14 protein-coding genes and 2 tRNA genes are annotated in these 17,953 nt (G+C 64.1%); 11 read left to right on the forward strand and 5 right to left on the reverse strand.

What is annotated here, in order from left to right:
• Positions 1–29 precede the first annotated feature (29 nt).
• On the reverse strand, positions 30–1,406 hold the full coding sequence (locus D0Z70_RS10110) for a cryptochrome/photolyase family protein (protein WP_119745944.1): 1,377 nt from the start codon (positions 1,404–1,406) through the stop codon (positions 30–32).
• A gap of 219 nt (positions 1,407–1,625) precedes the next feature.
• Here D0Z70_RS10110 and D0Z70_RS10115 point away from each other — a divergent pair, with 219 nt between their 5' ends.
• The 10 genes from D0Z70_RS10115 to D0Z70_RS10160 all read left to right on the forward strand — a co-directional run bounded on the left by D0Z70_RS10115 (position 1,626) and on the right by D0Z70_RS10160 (position 11,687).
• The gene (locus D0Z70_RS10115) at positions 1,626–2,111 is read left to right on the forward strand and encodes an RNA pyrophosphohydrolase (protein ID WP_119745946.1); all 486 of its coding nucleotides are present in this window, start codon (positions 1,626–1,628) and stop codon (positions 2,109–2,111) included.
• A 55-nt stretch (positions 2,112–2,166) separates the two neighbouring features.
• Positions 2,167–3,066 carry a DUF481 domain-containing protein gene (locus D0Z70_RS10120; protein WP_119745948.1) on the forward strand — a complete coding sequence of 300 codons (900 nt, stop codon included), beginning with the start codon at positions 2,167–2,169 and terminating at the stop codon, positions 3,064–3,066.
• 163 nt (positions 3,067–3,229) lie between these two features.
• Positions 3,230–4,456, forward strand: coding sequence for a hydrolase (locus D0Z70_RS10125; RefSeq protein WP_119745950.1), 1,227 nt, complete (start codon positions 3,230–3,232; stop codon positions 4,454–4,456).
• Complete coding sequence (locus D0Z70_RS10130) at positions 4,453–5,472, forward strand: arginine N-succinyltransferase (protein ID WP_182913918.1); 1,020 nt, start codon at positions 4,453–4,455, stop codon at positions 5,470–5,472. The genes D0Z70_RS10125 and D0Z70_RS10130 overlap by 4 nt, the downstream gene beginning before the upstream one ends.
• Positions 5,469–6,728, forward strand: a complete 1,260-nt coding sequence (locus D0Z70_RS10135) for an N-succinylarginine dihydrolase (RefSeq protein ID WP_119745951.1) — start codon at positions 5,469–5,471, stop codon at positions 6,726–6,728. Before D0Z70_RS10130 ends, D0Z70_RS10135 begins: the two co-directional genes overlap by 4 nt.
• Positions 6,729–6,758: 30 nt before the next feature.
• Complete coding sequence (locus D0Z70_RS10140; protein ID WP_119745953.1) at positions 6,759–6,980, forward strand: hypothetical protein; 222 nt, start codon at positions 6,759–6,761, stop codon at positions 6,978–6,980.
• A gap of 96 nt (positions 6,981–7,076) precedes the next feature.
• Positions 7,077–7,976 carry a PAS domain-containing protein gene (locus D0Z70_RS10145; RefSeq protein ID WP_119745955.1) on the forward strand — a complete coding sequence of 300 codons (900 nt, stop codon included), beginning with the start codon at positions 7,077–7,079 and terminating at the stop codon, positions 7,974–7,976.
• 146 nt (positions 7,977–8,122) lie between these two features.
• A complete protein-coding gene (locus tag D0Z70_RS10150; protein ID WP_420820377.1) occupies positions 8,123–8,581 on the forward strand; it encodes a TadE family protein in 459 nt (152 codons plus the stop codon).
• The gene (locus tag D0Z70_RS10155) at positions 8,578–10,194 is read left to right on the forward strand and encodes a pilus assembly protein TadG-related protein (RefSeq protein WP_119745959.1); all 1,617 of its coding nucleotides are present in this window, start codon (positions 8,578–8,580) and stop codon (positions 10,192–10,194) included. The genes D0Z70_RS10150 and D0Z70_RS10155 overlap by 4 nt, the downstream gene beginning before the upstream one ends.
• Positions 10,195–10,235: 41 nt before the next feature.
• On the forward strand, positions 10,236–11,687 hold the full coding sequence (locus tag D0Z70_RS10160) for a cobyric acid synthase (protein WP_119746076.1): 1,452 nt from the start codon (positions 10,236–10,238) through the stop codon (positions 11,685–11,687).
• Between the two features lie 10 nt (positions 11,688–11,697).
• Here D0Z70_RS10160 and D0Z70_RS10165 read toward each other — a convergent pair.
• Both D0Z70_RS10165 and D0Z70_RS10170 read right to left on the reverse strand, forming a co-directional pair.
• A tRNA-Arg gene (locus tag D0Z70_RS10165) sits at positions 11,698–11,774 on the reverse strand.
• A gap of 53 nt (positions 11,775–11,827) precedes the next feature.
• Positions 11,828–11,904 (reverse strand) — tRNA-Arg (locus tag D0Z70_RS10170).
• A gap of 142 nt (positions 11,905–12,046) precedes the next feature.
• Here D0Z70_RS10170 and D0Z70_RS10175 point away from each other — a divergent pair.
• Positions 12,047–12,532 carry a hypothetical protein gene (locus tag D0Z70_RS10175; protein WP_119745961.1) on the forward strand — a complete coding sequence of 162 codons (486 nt, stop codon included), beginning with the start codon at positions 12,047–12,049 and terminating at the stop codon, positions 12,530–12,532.
• A gap of 42 nt (positions 12,533–12,574) precedes the next feature.
• On the opposite strand, the gene ppdK is transcribed toward D0Z70_RS10175, so the two are convergent.
• Positions 12,575–15,277, reverse strand: coding sequence for a pyruvate, phosphate dikinase (gene ppdK / locus D0Z70_RS10180; protein ID WP_119745963.1), 2,703 nt, complete (start codon positions 15,275–15,277; stop codon positions 12,575–12,577).
• 138 nt (positions 15,278–15,415) lie between these two features.
• Complete coding sequence (glyS, locus tag D0Z70_RS10185; protein ID WP_119745965.1) at positions 15,416–17,827, reverse strand: glycine--tRNA ligase subunit beta; 2,412 nt, start codon at positions 17,825–17,827, stop codon at positions 15,416–15,418.
• Positions 17,828–17,953: the final 126 nt, after the last annotated feature.

Below are 17,953 nucleotides of genomic sequence, written 5' to 3' on the forward strand. Positions count from 1 at the left end.
ATCTTGCATCAAGCTGCGCCGCGCTGCAATCACCCCTTGGCGTGACGATAGGCGGTCAGCGCGCGCTCTCGGCCTTCGCGATGGCCGATTATCTTGGCCGGATAGGCGCGCGGGCGGACGCCATGGGCGTCAGGATCATGGATATGGGCGTCGGACAGGTCAGCGAGTTCCGGCACCCATTCCCGAATATAGGCGGCAGCGTCGAATTTTTCCGACTGGACCAGTGGGGCCATGATGCGAACGAACATGTTGGCGTCCACCCCGCTGCCCGCGACCCATTGCCAGTTGACGCTGTTATTGGCGTAGCTGGCGTCCACCAGCGTGTCCCAGAACCATTTGGCACCATGGCGCCAGTCGATCAGCAAATGTTTGATGAGGAAACTGGCGGCGATCATGCGGACGCGGTTGTGCATCCAGCCGCTGGTCCAGAGCTGACGCATTCCCGCGTCAACAATCGGGTAGCCGGTGCGGCCCTGTTGCCAGGCGGTGAAGTCAGCCTTGGCCTCCCTCAAGTCGCGCCATGGCAGCGCATCAAATTCGCCGCGGGCGTTGGCAGAGCCATAGGTCGGAAATCCGACGATCTGGTTATGGGCATAATCGCGCCATATCAGCTCTTTAAGGAAGATTTTTGTGCCTTCATCTGAACCTGTCACATGATGCCACACGGTGGCCGGGGAGATTTCGCCGAAGTGGAGGTGAGGCGAGAGCCGCGATGTTCCCTCGATCGAGGGCAGGTTGCGGGCGGTGGCATAGTCGGGTGCTTCGTCGCGGAAATCGGCAAGATTGGCCTGTGCCCCCGCCTCCCCCGGCGTCCAGTCCTGCCCAAAGCCGGTCGCCCAGTCGGGTCTGGTCGGCAGCAATCCCCAATCGTCCAGCGAATCACTGTCGGGCCATGACGCTGGTGCGGGAATATGGTCGGGCGCAGGGCGCGGCGCAGGCGGCGGCATATGGGTCATCACCGCGCGGGAAAAGGGCGTGTAGATGCGATACATACCCCCTCCCCCGGTCCGCACCGCGCCGGGCGGCAGAAGCAGGCCGCCGTCAAGGAGGCGCAGGTCGAGCGTCTGGGCCACGGCCTTTTCCGCGTTGCGCCACCAGGGTTCATAATGGTGGAGGGCATGGACGCTGCCGGCACCGACCTGGGCGGCGATCTGCGCCAGTATCTCCGCCGACTTGCCGCGCCGCAGGATAAGGCGTGATCCTTTCGCCCGCAGGCTTTCGTCCAGCCGCGACAGGCTGTGGTGCAACCACCAGCGCGACGCACCGCCCATCGCCCATTGGCGCGGCGTGTCATCGTCCAGGATATAGATGGGGATTACTGGCCCTGCTTCGATGGCTGCCAACAGCGCGGCCTGATCGGTCAGGCGAAGATCCTGGCGGAGCCAGAGCAGGACAGGCGTGGTCATGGCCTAGCAATGCCGCCAGACGGAACGGGTTCCAAGCGGTCGATAAAGCATCTTGCCAAGGCAGTTCGCTATAATTGTGGCGATCAAATCCATCCAAGGGTGATTCGATCAATGGACGGATGCTACCACGCGCCCTATCCTTGGCAGAATAAGCAGGAATAATGTCGGCGGCTCCGGGGGGGGTATGTCGCGGTCAAAATAGCGTAATCAGGGGACAAAATGGCTTCGACGCCCGAAGAACAGGAACGTGGATACCGGCCTTGCGTCGGCATCATGCTGGTCAATATGGATGGCAAGGTTTTCGTCGGCCAGCGGCTGGATAATGTCGTGGAGGCCTGGCAGATGCCGCAGGGCGGGATCGACGAGGGCGAAGAGGCGAAGGACGCCGCGCTGCGCGAACTGCATGAGGAAACCGGCATCGTCAGCGATCATGTGAAGATTATCGCGACCGCCAAAGACGAGCATTTCTACGATCTGCCGCCCGAACTGGTCGGCAAGCTGTGGGGCGGCAAATATCGCGGACAGCGCCAGTTCTGGTTCCTCGCCCGCTTTCTGGGGCAGGATGAGCATATCAACATCCAGACCAAGCATCCCGAATTTCGCGAATGGCGCTGGACCGACCCGGAGACGCTGCCGGAGTTGATCGTGCCGTTCAAGCGCAAGCTGTATCGCGACATTTTGCAGGAGTTCAGGGCACTTATCTGAGCGGTCTGTCGCTTAGGGGCTTAAAATTGTCGGTCTAATGGCTATTACACAGGCCATGCGCGCTTGTCTGATCCCCCTCGCCCTGCTCTTTGCCGCTCCCGCCTATGCCGCCGATCCGGCCCTGTTGCCGCCTTCGGTGCGGGAGATGCTGGAGGCGGCGATCGCCAATGGCAATGAGATGGATATCGCGACCGTGGCGAAGATCGCGCGCCAGACCAATCCGGGTTCGGCGGACGAAATCCAGCGGCTGGTCAACAGCTGGAAAGAGCGGACCAAGGCCACCCATGACACGGTGATTCGCGAAGCGCGCTTTACCGAATTATGGACCGGGCGGGTCGAGGCAGGCGGGTTTCGATCGACCGGCTCCACCAGCGAAATCGGGATCAGCGCGTCGGCCACCGCCACCCGCAACGGCATCCAATGGTCGCACAAGCTGAGCGCCGCTGCCGATTATCGCCGGGCCAATGGCGTGACGTCGCGCGAACGCTATTTTGCTGGCTATGAACCGAAGTTTCAGTTCGACCCGCGCGGCTTTGCCTATGGGCTGGCGCAGTTCGAGCGGGATACGTCGATCGGCTATGACGAGCGCTACACCGCGTCGGTCGGCGTGGGTTACAAGCTGATCGTCAGCAAGCCGGTCGACCTGCTGGTCGATATCGGCCCATCGGTGCGGCACGCCAAATATCTGATCGGGGTGCGGGAAACCAAGCTGGGCGCGCGTGGATCCATGGCGCTGACCTGGCGCGCCAGTCCGACCTTGACCTTCAAGCAGACGGCGGCGGGCTATGCCGAGAGCGACGTCTATTCGCTCAATGCGCTGACGTCGATGGAGACGAAGGTGGCGACGCGATGGTCGGCCGCCCTGTCCTACAACGTGCAATATGAGTCGGAGACTCTGCTGTCGTCGCGCAATTTCAACACACTCAGCCGGGTGACGTTGAGTTATGATTTTTAGCGGCCAATAGAGTTGGAATGATGCCCAACCTCCGTTCGTTTCGAGCGAAGTCGAGAAACCTGTGCGCGGCGTTTCTCGACTTCGCTCGCAACGAACGGATTGGAGAATGACTACGCTGTCAGAGGGGTGGAGGCGCGGCGCGGGGTCTGATAGACCCGGCGGGATGACGCTTTTATCATCGCTCGATCAAACTTTGCTGGACCATGCGGCGGGGGCACCAATGCTGGCGCAGGTGCAGGCCTGGGCCGCCATCAACAGCGGGTCGCGCAATCTGGACGGGCTGGGCGTGATGGCGCGGTTGCTGGCGGATGCTTTTGCCGTGCTGCCGGGCGAATTGCAGCTGGTGGAGGCCGCGCCGGTCGAGACGGTCGCGGCCGATGGGCGGATCAACAGCATCGAATCCGGTCGGCACCTGCATCTGTCGGTTCGGCCGGACGCGCCGGTGCGGCTGCTGCTGACCGGGCACATGGATACGGTTTTCGGCGTTGACCATCCGTTCCAGACGCTGCGCTGGCTGGAGCCGGGCGTGCTGAACGGGCCGGGGGTTGCGGACATGAAAGGCGGGCTGGCGGTGATGCTGGCGGCGCTGTGCGCGTTCGAGGGATCGGGCGAGGCGGCAAAGCTGGGCTATGATGTCGTCATCAACAGCGACGAGGAAGTGGGCAGCCCCTCCTCGGCCGCACTGCTAAGGCAGGTAGCAACGGGCAAGCTGGCCGCCTTCACCTATGAACCCGCGCTGCCCGATGGCACGCTGGCGGGCGCGCGGGCGGGGAGCGGCAATTTCTCGATCATCGTCACCGGGCGCAGCGCCCATGCCGGACGGAACCCGGATGACGGGCGCAACGCGCTGCTGGCGGCGGCGGATCTGGCGCTGCGGCTGAAGGCGGCGAGCGGCAAGGGTTTTTCCTGCAATCCGGCGAAGATTGACGGCGGCGGACCGAACAATGTCGTGCCAGACCATGCGGTGTTGCGGGTGAATTTCCGGCCGACGACGCCAGCCGACGAGGTCGCTGCACGGGCGCTGCTGGACCGGATGATAGCGGATGTGGCGCGCGACCATGACGTCAGCCTGCATTACCATGGCGGCTTTGGCCGTCCGCCCAAACCGATGGACGCCAAGGCGCTGGCGCTGTTCGATCTGGTGCGGCGATGCGGCGCGGAACTGGGGCTGCCGATCGGCTGGCGCGATACCGGCGGTGTGTGCGACGGTAATAATATCGCGGCGTGCGGCGTGCCGGTGGTCGATACGATGGGCGCGCGCGGGGGCAGCATCCATAGCGACGCGGAGTTTCTGTTGACCGACAGCCTGGCTGAACGGGCGCAGCTGTCCGCGCTGGCGCTGCTGCGGATCGCGCAGGGACAATATAAAAGAGAGGGGATGATCGCTTGAGCTTCATCATGCGCACCGCACGCGCGGACGATTTGCAGACATTGTATGAGATGGCCAAGCTGACCGGTGGCGGCTTCACCAACCTGCCCCCCGATCGCAAGGCGCTGGCCGCCAAGCTGGAGCGGACGCAGGCGGCGCTGACCCGCACTGGCGAGGGCATCAAGGACGAGCTGATCGTGTTGGTGCTGGAAAATACCGAGACCGGACAGGTGCGCGGCACCTGCCAGATTTTCTCGACCGTGGGGCAGAGCTGGCCCTTTTACTCCTATCGGCTGGGCGTGCTGACCCAACATAGCCGGGAGCTGGCGCGGACGTTCCGGGCGCAGATGCTGTCGCTGACCACCGATCTGGAGGGATCGACCGAGGTGGGCGGGCTGTTTCTGCATCCGCGCGAGCGGGCCGAAGGGCTGGGGCTGCTGCTGGCGCGCAGCCGCTATCTCTATATTCGCGGGCATAGGGCGCGCTTTGGCGACCGGATCATCGCGGAATTGCGGGGCGTGATCGACGAGGCGGGTGGGTCGCCCTTCTGGGATGGGCTGGCCGGGCGCTTTTTCGGCATGAATTTTCAGGAGGCGGACGAGTTTAACGCGGTGAACGGCAACCAGTTCATCGCCGACCTGATGCCCAAGACGCCCATCTATACCGCGATGCTGACCGACAGCGCCCGCGCCGTCATCGGCCTGCCCCACCCCAATGGCCGCGCGGCGATGCGAATGCTGGAGACGGAGGGGTTCATCAATGCCGGCTATGTCGATATTTTCGATGGCGGGCCGACGATGGTGGGGCAGATCGACCAGCTCAAAACGATCGCGGCAGCGCGTGACGTCAATCTGTCATCCTGCCATGAAAAGGGCGGCGTCAAGATGCTCGTGTCGACCGGCGCGCTGGCCGACTATCGCTGCACCTATGGCTTCGTCGTCGAGGATGAGGGTGGCGAAGTGTCGCTCGACGCGGTGAGCGCGGCGCGGCTGCATCTGGAACCGGGGCAGAGCTTCACCATGGCGGAACGGGCATGAGCGTTACCGAGATCAACTTCGACGGGCTGATCGGGCCGAGCCATAATTATGCAGGCCTCAGCCTGGGCAACCTGGCTTCATCCCGTAATGCAGGCGCGGTCGCCTATCCGCGCGCGGCGGCTTTGCAGGGTATCGAGAAGATGCGCGGCAATATCCGGCTGGGGCTGGCGCAGGGGATGTTCCTGCCGCAATGGCGACCCGACATGAGCTGGCTGGCGCAGTTGGGGACGGATATTGGCGCGGCTGAGCCGCATATTCGGGCGGCGGCGATGTCGGCGTCCTCCATGTGGGCGGCCAATGCGGCAACGGTATCGCCCGCCAGCGATACCGCCGACGGGCGGACTCACCTGACCGTCGCCAATCTGGTCACCATGCCGCATCGCAGCCATGAATGGCCGCAGACGCTGGCGCAGTTGCGGGTCGCCTTTTCCGATCCGCGCGCCTTTGCCGTCCATGCGCCGGTGCCTGCGCCCTTTGGCGACGAGGGCGCGGCCAATCATATGCGGTTGTGCGACCATCATGGCGCAGCGGGGGTTGAGATATTCGTCTATGGTCGGTCCGGTGGCCCCTTCCCCGCGCGCCAGCATCTTGAGGCGAGCAAGGCAGTGGCGCGGCTGCATGGGCTGGACCCGGCGCGGACCTTGTTTGTCGAGCAGTCCGAGGAGGCGATTGCGGCGGGGGCGTTTCACAATGACGTCGTGGCGGTCGCCAATGAGCGGGTATTGTTCGCGCATGAAATGGCCTTTGCCGACAAGGCAGGCTTATATGCCGATTTGCGCGCGGCGATGCCCGGTGTCGAGATTGTCGAGGTGCCAGCGAGCGCCGTCAGCCTGGCCGATGCGATCAAATCCTATCTGTTCAACGCGCAACTGGTGACGCTGCCCGATGGCGGCATGGCGTTGATCCTGCCGACCGAGGCGCAGGAGACCCCGGCGGTGTGGCAATGGCTGGAGCAGATGGTGGCAGGCAACTGGCCAATCCGGCGGCTGGTGCCGGTGGATGTGCGCCAGTCCATGGCCAATGGTGGCGGCCCGGCCTGCCTGCGATTGCGGGTGGTGGCGGACCCGGCGACGATCGACCCGCGCTTCATAATGGATGAAGGGAAACTGGACGCGATCGCACGGATCGTCACGGATTATTGGCCCGAACAGATCGCGCCGGACGACCTGTCGGGCACGCGGCTGATCGCGCGGATCGAACAATCATGGTTAACCCTTGTTGACCATTTGCAGCTTTCGGGCGATCTACTCCCATAGCGGCGGGCCGCAACGCCAGGTGGGATCATAATGGAACGCATCAAACGCCTTTTCACCATAAAGACCAAGTTTGAGGCGTTCCTGATCATCTACGCGCTCGCGCTGGGCGCGTCGGAGCGGGGTCTGGTCTATATGCAGCAATATCCCGGCTTTGGCGGGCAGTTGCTTGCGCTGGCCTGCACCGGCGCGGTGTTCATGGCGGGCGGCAAGATGCTCGACGCGCTCGACTATCAGCGCGCCTACGGCAGCTAAATCGCGCTTCCCTCCGAAACGGAGTTGTCTGTCGATTCACCTTTTGATCCGGCACTGTATCTTGCCTCCCAAACATGAACAGGGAGATATGGAGCCATGCTGGATGACCGACGCGGGCAAAGCGTTGCCGCTGCTGAATTGGTACGCAATTTCGCCCATTGGCGGGAGGTCGGCGCGCGGGAGCCGGTGATGATCACCCATCATGGTCGCGAGACGCATATCTTCATGGGGGTGGAGAGTTTCCGCAGCCTGGGCGTGAGCGATGGTCCCGCACCGGCACCGGACCGGATGCGCGACCTCGCCAGCCGCATCCATCAGGGGCTGATCCTGTGCCGCAGTGATCTGAGCATCGATTATGTCAACGGCGTGGCGCTGGCGATGACCAAAAGATGGGACCGGCATCTGGACGGCCGGTCGCTATGGGAGGCGCTACCGGAATTTGCCGGCACACTGACAGAAGCGCATATCCGCCATAGCCTGGCATCGGGTGAGGCCAGTGCGGCGGACATCCCCTCCCCCTTTCGCAGCGACGCATGGCTGCATTTCGAAACATTCCCGTTCGGCGACGGCATCGCCCTGCTGCTGCGCGACATTACTGCGGACATGCGCCGTCACCGCCTGGCGGACGTCAAATCGGCGATCCTGAAAGCCATGAGCGTGCATGGCGGGGTGGGATATGTGCGGGTATCGACGCGCGGGTTCATCGAGATTGCCGACGACTCATTCTGCACGATGATCGGGCTGCCCGAAGAGAGGCTGTCGAGTGTGTGCCTGCCCGACGTCGTGGAAGTATCGGCGCGGCCGCATTTTCGCGAGCAATTGGAGCGGGTGCTGCGCGGTGAGGGCGACAGGCGGGTGGCCACGCGGCTGCTGACCAATGGCGGGGCGGTGATGCCGGTCGAGGCGGCGATCGCGCAACTCCATGGCACCTACGGCACCGAGGGCGCGGTGATCGTGATGACGGGCCAGCGTGCGGCGGTCACACAGGGCGCGTAAGCGGCGGTCGGTGCGGCTTTTACGCAAATTCATGGTCCGATTCGGAGGGAGTGGATCAGGATCGATTGATGCGGCGGATCGGCGGGGCCGAGATATGCGGGAATTGCGTACTATCCGCCGCAAGCCGATCAAACCGGCTGTTGAGCGTGCGACGCTATGCTGTCCCTATGCGCCAAAGCCCCTCCCCCCGGTTCCGGCCGATCGCCTCCCTGCCCCGCCATGACGCGGGCAGCGCCTTAGTTGAGGCTGCCTTTGTCCTGCCGCTGCTGATCAGCCTGCTGTTTGGCATCTTAATCTATGGCAGCTGGTTCATGACGGCCCATAGCCTGCAACAGGCGGCCAATGATGCGGCGCGGGCGGCAGTGGCGGGCCTGGACGCAACCGAACGGCGCGCGCTGGTGGACCAGAGCATAGCCGCCAGCCGCGCCGCCTTCCCCGCGCCAGCCGCGCAGACGATCAGCATCGGCACGGAAGAGAGCGGCGGCTATTATCGGGTGACGCTGAGCTATAATCTGAGCAACGCGCCGATCTTTGCGGCTACGCCTGTTCCCCTTGCCGCCACGACGCTCCAGCGCAGCGCCGTTATACGGATCGCTTCCCAATGACCGGGCACAGTGTGACGCGCGATGCGCGTGGCGGCATCAGCCTGATCCTGGCGGGATCGCTGTTCATGCTGGCCGGCGCGGCGACGGTCGCTGTCGATCTGGGATCGGTTTATTTGGCCAAGCGGCAATTGCAGGGCATTGCCGATGCGGCGGCGCTGGCGGCTGTCGGTGGTGGGCGCAGCGCAGCGGAAGAACTGGTGGGGCAAAGCGGGGTCAGTGGCATCGCGCTGATTGGCTATGAGGGCGGCAGTTACAGGGCCGATAGCGCCGTGCCGGTGGCCGATCGCTTCGTTGCAGGCGAAGGCGGGGCGATGCGGGTCGAACTGGAACGGCGCACGCCTCTCTTTTTCGCCCGGCTGCTGGTCGGGCGCGATGGCATCGACCTGCGCGCGCGAGCCATTGCAGCGCGCCAGGATGCGGCGGCCTTCTCGCTCGGCACCGGGCTTGCCGCGGTCAGTGGCGGGCTGCCCAATATGCTGCTGTCCAATCTGGCAGGCACGCAGCTCAACCTGTCGGTGATGGATAGCCAGGGGCTCGCCAGCCTGAACCTGGACCTGCTGGGCGTTGCCGACGCACTGCGGGTGCGAACGGGGCGCGATGGCGAGGCCTATGGCGCGCTGTTCGACCGTGAAATCCCGCTGTCCGATGTGATTGGCGCGATGGCCGACAGTGCAGGCGGCAGTCAGAGCGCGGCGGTGCTGCTGGCTATTGCCGGGCAGATCGCGGGACGATCAGTGCGGCTGAGCGACATCATCGATCTTGGCCCGATGCGCGGCGCGGCCAGCGCAACGGGGCAACCCAATGTGCTGCTCGACGCCTTTTCGATGCTGCGCATGATCCTAAGCCCGCCGTCGGGGACATCGGTGCCGATGGACATGCACTTGACCGTGCCGGGGCTGACATCCACGCGCCTCAAGCTCATAATGGGCGAGGGACAGGCGCGCTCCCCCTTGCTGAGCGTAACGGCGGACAAATCCGTCGTGCTGCGCACCGCGCAGACCCGCCTCTATCTGGAAAGCAGTGTCGCGACGGTGCTGTCGGGTATCGCATCGGTGCGTATCCCGCTTTATGTCGAACTGGCGGCGGCGGAGGCGCGGCTGTCGGCGATCGACTGTACAGCAGGATCGGCGGGTCATGGCGTAACGCTGGCAGTGACGCCGTCGATCGGCACAGCGGCGCTGGCGGATGTTGATGTGCAGGCGCTGACCAATTTCAACGCGCCCGCCAATCCGCGCCCGGCCGTGCTGGCGCAGGTGTTGGCCACGAAAGTGACGGGCTATGCGAATGTCGCACTGGGCGGCGCGCAGCCGCAAAATGTGCATTTTTCGCCCACGGAGATCAGCGCGCAAACAGCCAAGCGGGTCAGCACCAACGATCTGACGCAGGGGCTGGCCGCGAGTCTGGCCAGCCAGACGCAGGTGCAGGTGTCCATATTGGGCATCAATGTAAACCTCAGTCCGCTGGCCCCTGCCATCGGCACGCTGCTGGCGACGACCGCTCCGTTGCTGGACGGGATTTTGGCGAACGTGACGGCGACGCTGGGGGTGCAACTGGGCTATGCCGACGTGCGGGTGCATCAGATGCGATGCGGGATGGCGGCGATCGTCGCCTGACGGCTTGCGCTGGCGGCGCTGTGCCGTCAGGAGCGGGAGCCATGGGCGCTATCATGCTACAGGGAACCGGATCGGACGTGGGCAAATCGGTGCTGGTCGCCGGATTGTGCCGGGCGCTGGTGCGGCGCGGATATAGGGTGCGGCCGTTCAAGCCGCAGAATATGTCCAACAATGCAGCGGTGACGAGCGACGGCGGCGAGATTGGCCGGGCGCAGGCGTTGCAGGCGATCGCCTGCGGGGTGCCGCTGCATACGGACATGAACCCGGTGCTGCTGAAGCCGCAGGCCGACCGGACATCGCAGCTGATCGTCCATGGTCAGGTGCGCGGAACGCTAGGGTCGGGCAATTTCCGCAGCGCGCGTGGGGCGTTGCTGGGTGCTGTGCTGGAAAGCTATGAACGCTTGAAGGCGCAGTGCGACATTGTGGTGGTCGAGGGGGCGGGATCGCCCGCCGAGATCAACCTGCGCGCGGGCGACATTGCCAATATGGGCTTTGCGCGGGCGGCCAACGTGCCGGTGATACTGGTCGGTGATATCGACCGGGGCGGCGTGATCGCGGCGGTGGTCGGCACGCGCACGGTGATCGACCCGGAGGACGCGGCGATGATCAAGGGCTTCCTGATCAACAAGTTTCGCGGTGATCCAGCCCTGTTCGAGGATGGCTATGCGCAGATTGCCACGCTGTCGGGATGGCGCGGCATGGGGGTGGTGCCGTGGCTGGATGCCGTGGCGCGCCTGCCGAGCGAGGATGCTGTCATACTGGAGCGGCGCGCGCCGTCAGCCGATGCCCCGCTAGTCATCGCCTGCCCGGTGTTGCCGCGCATCTCCAATTTCGACGATCTTGATCCGCTGAAGCTGGAGCCGTCGGTCGAGTTGCGGATGATCGGGCCGGGCCAGGTGATCCCGGCCGAGGCCGCGCTGGTGATCCTGCCGGGGTCCAAGGCGACGATTGCGGACATGCGCGCGATGGTGGCGCAGGGGTGGGACATCGACATTCGCGCGCATCACCGGCGCGGTGGGGCAGTGCTGGGAATTTGCGGCGGATACCAGATGTTGGGGCGGACGATCAGCGATCCCGAAGGAATCGAGGGACCGCCGGGCGCGGTGGCGGGGCTGGGGCTGCTGGAGGTGGACACGCTATTGTCGGCAGGCAAGGCGCTGGATCTGGTGCAAGGGCATGGCCTGGGCGCGGATTTCAGCGGTTATGAGATGCATATGGGCGCGACCAGCGGGCCGGATTGCGCGCGGCCCTTTGCGGTGCTGGACGGCGACCGGGTCGATGGGGCGATCAGCCGTGACGGGCTGGTGCTGGGCAGCTATGTCCATGGACTGCTGGCCAGTGCGCCGTTGCGCGACGCATTGTTGCGGCGGCTGGGCGGGCAGTCGGCACTGGCCGATTATGGACAGACGGTGGAAGATGCGCTGGACGAGGTTGCGGCGTTGCTGGAGCAACATGCCGATATCGACGCGATGGTCGCGCTGGCGCTGTCTTAGATCAAGGAAATGGTGCACCCGGAGCGATTCGAACGCCCGACCCTCAGATTCGTAGTCTGATGCTCTATCCAGCTGAGCTACGGGTGCGCTGGAAGGATACAAGCCTGGCGTGAAGCCGGACTGGACGTCCTTCAAAATGTTGGTGCACCCGGAGCGATTCGAACGCCCGACCCTCAGATTCGTAGTCTGATGCTCTATCCAGCTGAGCTACGGGTGCACTGGAGTGGCGCGGATAGTAGGGCGCGCCGGATTGGGCAAGCCCCTTTTTTCACTTTTGCCCGACCATCCCGCCTTTCTGGGGCCGCGCGGCAACTTTTGGCCGCGCCCGCCGTTCGAGACGGCAATGAAAGGATGTCCCCATGAGCTTTACCCTGAATGACATCGCCTTGCTGCTGGTCGCGCTGGCCATCGGCCTGATCTTGGGCCTGATGATGAGCGGGCGCGGCAAATATCGCCGGGCATGGCGAGACGAGCAGGCCGCGCACCGGGCCATGGTCAAGGATCGCGACGCACAGCTGGAGGCCGCCAATGCGCGGATCGTCGAGTTGGAGAAGCGGACGGTGCCGGTTGGCGCAGCGCCTGTCGCTGGCGTTGTGGCTGAGCGTGATGATCTGAGCCGGATCAAGGGTTTGAGCCAGGCGCAGGAAGTGTCGCTCAATGAGGCGGGCTATCAGCGCTATGGCCAGATCGCGGCGCTGAATGGTGAGCAGGAGGCGGCGCTGGAGGCGCGGCTGGGCCTAACGCCAGGCACGATCGCGCGGGAGAATTGGCGCGAGCAGGCGCGCGCGCTGGAAGGTAGCGGGCAGCGTAAAGGGCTGTTCGGGCGGGCTTCGACGCCGGTTTGAGCGCTTAAGAAAAGGGCGGGGTTTGCGCCCCGCCCTTTTGCCTTACTTCTTGTTCGCCAGAGCGGCCTGCGCCGCGGCCAGGCGGGCGATCGGCACGCGGTAGGGCGAGGCCGATACATAGTCGAGGCCCGTGGCTTCGCAGAAGGCGATCGAGGCCGGATCGCCGCCATGTTCGCCGCAAATGCCAAGCTTGATGCCGGGGCGGGTCTTGCGACCACGTTCGGCGGCAAGCTGGATCAGTTCGCCAACGCCTTCGACATCGATGCTGACGAAGGGATCGCGGGCGAAAATGCCCTTGTCAACATAGGTGCCAAGGAAGCGGCTGGCGTCGTCGCGGCTGATGCCGATCGTGGTCTGGGTCAGGTCGTTGGTGCCGAAGGAGAAAAATTCCCCGACTTCCGCGATTTCCCCGGCCTTGAGCGCAGCGCGGGGCAGTTCGATCATCGTGCCGACGAGATATTCGACGCTGTCGCCCTGTTCGGCGAATACTTCGGCGGCGACGCGATCGACGATCGCCTTCATCAGTTCCAGTTCTTTACGGGTCGCGACCAGCGGAATCATGACTTCGGGGATCGGCGCTTCGCCGCCGCGCTGCTTGACGATCAAAGCCGCCTCGAAGATCGCGCGGGCCTGCATTTCGTAGATTTCGGGATAGGTGACGCCCAGACGGCAGCCGCGATGGCCCAGCATCGGGTTGAATTCATGCAGTTCGTTGGCGCGGCGCTTGAGCACATCGACCGACACGCCCGCCGCCTTCGCCACTTCCTCAAATTCCGCTTCGGCATGGGGCAGGAATTCGTGCAGCGGCGGATCGAGCAAGCGGATGGTCACGGGCAGGCCCGCCATCACCATGAAGATCTGCGCGAAATCGTCCCGCTGTTCGGGCAGCAGCCGTTCGAGCGCGACGCGGCGGCCCTTTTCGCTGTCGGCCAGGATCATTTCGCGCACGGCGGTGATTCGGGCGGCGTCGAAGAACATATGTTCGGTGCGGCACAGACCAACGCCTTCGGCACCGAATTCGCGCGCGACCTTGCAGTCCTGCGGGGTTTCGGCGTTAGCGCGGACTTTGAGGCGGCGGACCTTGTCGGCCCAGACCATCAACGTGCCGAAATCGCCGGCCAGTTCGGGCTGTACGGTCGGGACTTCGCCCGCCATGACTTCACCGGTCGACCCGTCGAGGGTGAGGATGTCGCCTTCTTTCAGCTCCCGGCCATCGACGCGCAGGATTTTCGCCTTGGTATCGATCGAGATGCCTCCTGCGCCGGACACGCAGGGGCGGCCCATGCCGCGCGCCACGACGGCGGCGTGGCTGGTCATGCCGCCACGCGCGGTCAGGATGCCCTTGGCCGCGTGCATCCCGTGAATATCCTCTGGCGAGGTTTCCACGCGGACGAGGATGACGGCGTCGCCCATTTCGTTGCGACGCTCGGCCGTATCGGCGTCGAATACGATCAGGCCCGATGCGGCACCGGGGCTGGCGGGCAGCCCCTTGGTCAGCACGTCGCGCGGCGCCTTGGGATCGAGCGTGGGGTGGAGCAGCTGGTCGAGCGCGGCGGGATCGACGCGGGCGACGGCTTCCTCTTCGGTGATCAGCCCTTCATGCGCCATGTCCACGGCCATTTTGAGCGCAGCCTTGGCGGTGCGCTTGCCGGAGCGGGTCTGGAGCATCCAGAGCTTGCCCTGCTGGACGGTGAATTCAATGTCCTGCATGTCGCGATAATGGGTTTCGAGGATCTGGAACACCTTGGCCAGTTCGGCATAGGTTTCCGGCATCGCCTCTTCCATCGACAGCGGCTTGGCCCCTGCCCGCTCCCGCGCGGCCAGCGTCAGATATTGCGGGGTGCGGATGCCCGCGACGACATCCTCGCCCTGGGCGTTGATCAGAAATTCGCCATAATAGACATTTTCGCCGGTCGACGGGTCGCGGGTGAAGGCGACGCCGGTGGCCGAGGTTGCGCCCATATTGCCGAACACCATCGCCTGCACATTGACGGCGGTGCCCCATTCGCCGGGGATGTTGTTAAGGCGGCGATAGACTTTCGCGCGCTCCGACTGCCACGAACCGAACACGGCGCTGATCGCGCCCCAGAGCTGGTCATGCACGTCCTGCGGGAACGGCTTGTCCCACAGTTTTTCCACCAGCGCCTTATATTCGGCGACCAGCGCCTTCCAGTCGTCGGCGGTCATTTCGGTATCAAGGCTGTAGCCCTGATCTTCCTTGGCGACTTCCAGCGCTTCTTCAAACGCGCCATGGTCCAGTTCCAGCACCACGTCCGAATACATCTGGATGAAACGGCGATAGCTGTCCCAGGCGAAACGCTCGTCGCCCGATGTGTTGGCAAGGCCGATGACGGTTTCGTCGTTGAGGCCGAGGTTGAGGACGGTGTCCATCATGCCGGGCATCGACGCGCGCGCGCCGGAGCGGACCGAGACGAGCAGCGGATCGGCCGCGTCGCCGAACTTCTTGCCGGTGATCCCCTCAATATGCGCAAGGCCGGTGGCGACTTCCGCCTTCACGCTGTCGGGATAGACGCCGCCATCTTCATAATAGCGGGTGCACATGGCGGTTGTGATGGTGAAGCCGGGTGGGACAGGCAGGCCGATCGCGGCCATGCCGTCGAGGTTTGCGCCCTTGCCGCCCAGAAGGTTGCGGTCACCCTGCCCGCCATCATCCACGCCGCCGCCAAAACGATAGACATAACGGGTCGCGGTCGTGGTCATGATGGCCTCTTCTGTATCAGTCATTCCCGGCACTCCCTGCACTGATTGCCGATTATATTGCGTTGCAACAATCTGGCAGCAATAGCCAGATAGAGCGCAATCGAATAGGATTATTACGCCTTAACTTCGCATTTTTCCCGGTAAATTCGACATTATATTACGTTAGCCAGTAATTTTGGAAAAGTCCGCCACGCTGTGAACCGCATCACGCACCCGCGCCAGCAGCGCGAGGCGGGCGGAGCGCTTCGCGGAATCGGGGTCGTTGACCGTCACGCTTTCAAAGAAGGCGTCGATGGGCGCGCGGAGCGTTGCAAGGGCAGCCATCGCCCCCTCGAAATCCTCCGCCGCCACCGCCTGTGCCGTGCGCGGTTCCGCCACGTCGAGCGCGGCGATGAGCGCAGCTTCGGCTATTTCGGGCGTGTAGGACAGGCCTGAATTGCCCTCCCCCTCCAGGGGGAGGGTTGGGTGGGGGTGTGCCACGTCGATAGCGGGACGCTCGGCTTCGCCTCGCTCCCCCTCTCCCCGGCCCTCTCCCCGCTGGGGAGAGGGAGTTTGTGGCGCTTCCTTCTTGAGGATGTTCGCGGCGCGCTTGTAGCCGGCCAGCAGGTTCGCACCGTCGTCGGTCGCGACGAAGGACTGGAGCGCATGGACGCGGGCGAGCAGGCGAACGAGATCATTCTCCCCGCCCAAGGCAAACACCGCGTCGATCAGGTCGTGACGAACACCGGCTTCGCGTTGCTGGACTTTGAGGCGGTCGGCGAAGAAAAATTCGAGAAAATTCTGCCTAATAGATTTAGAAAGTCTGGCAGCCTGCACAAAGCTAATTTGCCATTGCTTCTCAGCAATGTCTTTGAGTGCTGAATGAACACCCTCGTCCACATCAATATCTTTAATTGCAGCAAGTGCTTTATATGTCAGCCGCGATGGCCATCCCACACGGCTAGCAGCATGACCTAGTGCAGAAGTCGCGATAATTTTTGACAGGTTGAGCCGAAGTTCATTGAGAAGGATGAGTTGAATAACGCCCAGCGCTGACCGACGAAGGGCAAATGGGTCTTTAGAACCAGTGGGCTTTTCGTCGATCGAAAAGAAAGAAACCAAGCTATCCAGCTTGTCCGCCAAGCTCACCGCTACCGTGACCGGCGCGGTGGGGACGTCGTCGCCCTGGCCGACCGGCTTGTAATGGTCGCGGATGGCGTCGGCTACGGCGTCTGGCAGGCCTTCGGCGCGGGCGTAGTAGCCGCCCATAATGCCTTGCAGTTCGGGAAATTCGCCGACCATTTCGGTGACGAGGTCGGCCTTGCACAGGCGGGCGGCTTGTTCGGCGAGGGTGGCGAGTTGCGCGACATCGTCCCCCTCCCGCTTGCGGGAGGGGTTAGGGGAGGGCATGTCCGAGGTGGCTGCTACATGCCCTCCCCCGACCCCTCCCGCAAGCGGGAGGGGAGCTTTCGCCGTGACGATCCCCTCTTCCACCAGCCAACGGGCCAGCTTCGCCACGCGCTCGACCTTGTCGGCCACCGTTCCCAATTTCTCGTGGAAGGTGATGCGTTCCAGTTTCCTGGCGTGATCTTCCAGCCGGGTCTTGCGGTCCTGTTCCCAGAAGAAGCGGGCGTCGCTCAGGCGGGCGGCCAGCACCTTGCGGTTGCCGGCGATGATGGCGGTGCCGCCGTCCTTCGCCTCGATATTGGCGGTGCAGATGAAGGCGGGGGCGAGTTTGCCGTCGCCGTCCCGCAGGACAAAATATTTCTGGTTGATGCGCAGCGTCAGCTGGATGACTTCGGGCGGCACCTCCAGGAAAGCGGGGTCGAAATCGCCGAGCAGCGGGACCGGCCATTCAGTGAGGCCCGCATTTTCCGCGATCAGTCCCTTGTCCTCGACCACCGTGTAGCCATGGGCGGCAGCGGCCTGCGCGGATTTTTCGGCGATGATCGACTGGCGTTCCTGATGGCTGACGATGACATGGCAGGCGCGCAGCTTTTCGGCATAATCGCTGGCGCCGCCGATCGTGATCTCACCGCTGTGGTGGAAGCGGTGGCCGAGCGTGGCATAGCCCGACTGGATGCCGTCGACTTCGCACGGGATCAAATCCTCGCCCAAAATCGCGACGATGCCCTGTAGCGGGCGGACCCAGCGCAGGCTTTCGGTGGTCTGGGAGGCGCTGCCCCAGCGCATCGATTTGGGCCAGGGAAAGGCGCGGATGATGGCGGGGATGGCTTGCGCCAGCACATCCGCGGTCGCGCGGCCGGGCTTGTTGACGACCGCGAACCAGATGCCGTCGCGATCCTCAAGGCTGTCCTGGGTCAGGCCGGTCTTGCGCAGGAAGCCTTCAAGCGCCTGGGGCGGCGCGCTGGTGCGCGGGCCTTTATGTTCTTCGCTGACGGCGGCGGTTTGCAACGGCAGGTCGCGGGCGATGAGCGCCAGGCGGCGCGGCGTCACGAAACTTTCGATCGCGCCGGGGGTGAGGCCGGATTTGGCCAGTTCCTCGGTAAACAGGCGGGCGAGATCGTCGCTGGCCTTCAATTGCATACGCGCGGGAATTTCCTCGCAGCGCAGTTCGAGGAGGAAGTCAGTCATTGCCACTCTCCGCCAGTGCGTCATTCCCGCGAAAGCGGGAACCCATCGTGCCAGCTTGACCCAAGGCATGTGGGGAGAATTGGGTCCCCGCCTTCGCGGGGATGACGGTGGTTTGCGGGGAAGCGT

Source organism: Sphingobium terrigena (genome assembly GCF_003591655.1).
Classification (GTDB): Bacteria; Pseudomonadota; Alphaproteobacteria; order Sphingomonadales; family Sphingomonadaceae; genus Sphingobium; species Sphingobium terrigena.

What these genes read in the sequence shown, in the direction of transcription:
- D0Z70_RS10110 (WP_119745944.1), bottom strand. Translation starts at nt 1,406, where the DNA reads ATGACCACGCCTGTCCTGCTCTGGCTCCGCCAGGATCTTCGCCTGACC.
- D0Z70_RS10175 (WP_119745961.1), top strand. Translation starts at nt 12,047, where the DNA reads ATGAGCTTTACCCTGAATGACATCGCCTTGCTGCTGGTCGCGCTGGCC.
- D0Z70_RS10145 (WP_119745955.1), top strand. Translation starts at nt 7,077, where the DNA reads ATGCTGGATGACCGACGCGGGCAAAGCGTTGCCGCTGCTGAATTGGTA.
- D0Z70_RS10155 (WP_119745959.1), top strand. Translation starts at nt 8,578, where the DNA reads ATGACCGGGCACAGTGTGACGCGCGATGCGCGTGGCGGCATCAGCCTG.
- D0Z70_RS10135 (WP_119745951.1), top strand. Translation starts at nt 5,469, where the DNA reads ATGAGCGTTACCGAGATCAACTTCGACGGGCTGATCGGGCCGAGCCAT.
- D0Z70_RS10115 (WP_119745946.1), top strand. Translation starts at nt 1,626, where the DNA reads ATGGCTTCGACGCCCGAAGAACAGGAACGTGGATACCGGCCTTGCGTC.
- D0Z70_RS10120 (WP_119745948.1), top strand. Translation starts at nt 2,167, where the DNA reads ATGCGCGCTTGTCTGATCCCCCTCGCCCTGCTCTTTGCCGCTCCCGCC.
- D0Z70_RS10160 (WP_119746076.1), top strand. Translation starts at nt 10,236, where the DNA reads ATGGGCGCTATCATGCTACAGGGAACCGGATCGGACGTGGGCAAATCG.
- D0Z70_RS10140 (WP_119745953.1), top strand. Translation starts at nt 6,759, where the DNA reads ATGGAACGCATCAAACGCCTTTTCACCATAAAGACCAAGTTTGAGGCG.
- D0Z70_RS10125 (WP_119745950.1), top strand. Translation starts at nt 3,230, where the DNA reads ATGACGCTTTTATCATCGCTCGATCAAACTTTGCTGGACCATGCGGCG.
- ppdK (WP_119745963.1), bottom strand. Translation starts at nt 15,277, where the DNA reads ATGACTGATACAGAAGAGGCCATCATGACCACGACCGCGACCCGTTAT.
- glyS (WP_119745965.1), bottom strand. Translation starts at nt 17,827, where the DNA reads ATGACTGACTTCCTCCTCGAACTGCGCTGCGAGGAAATTCCCGCGCGT.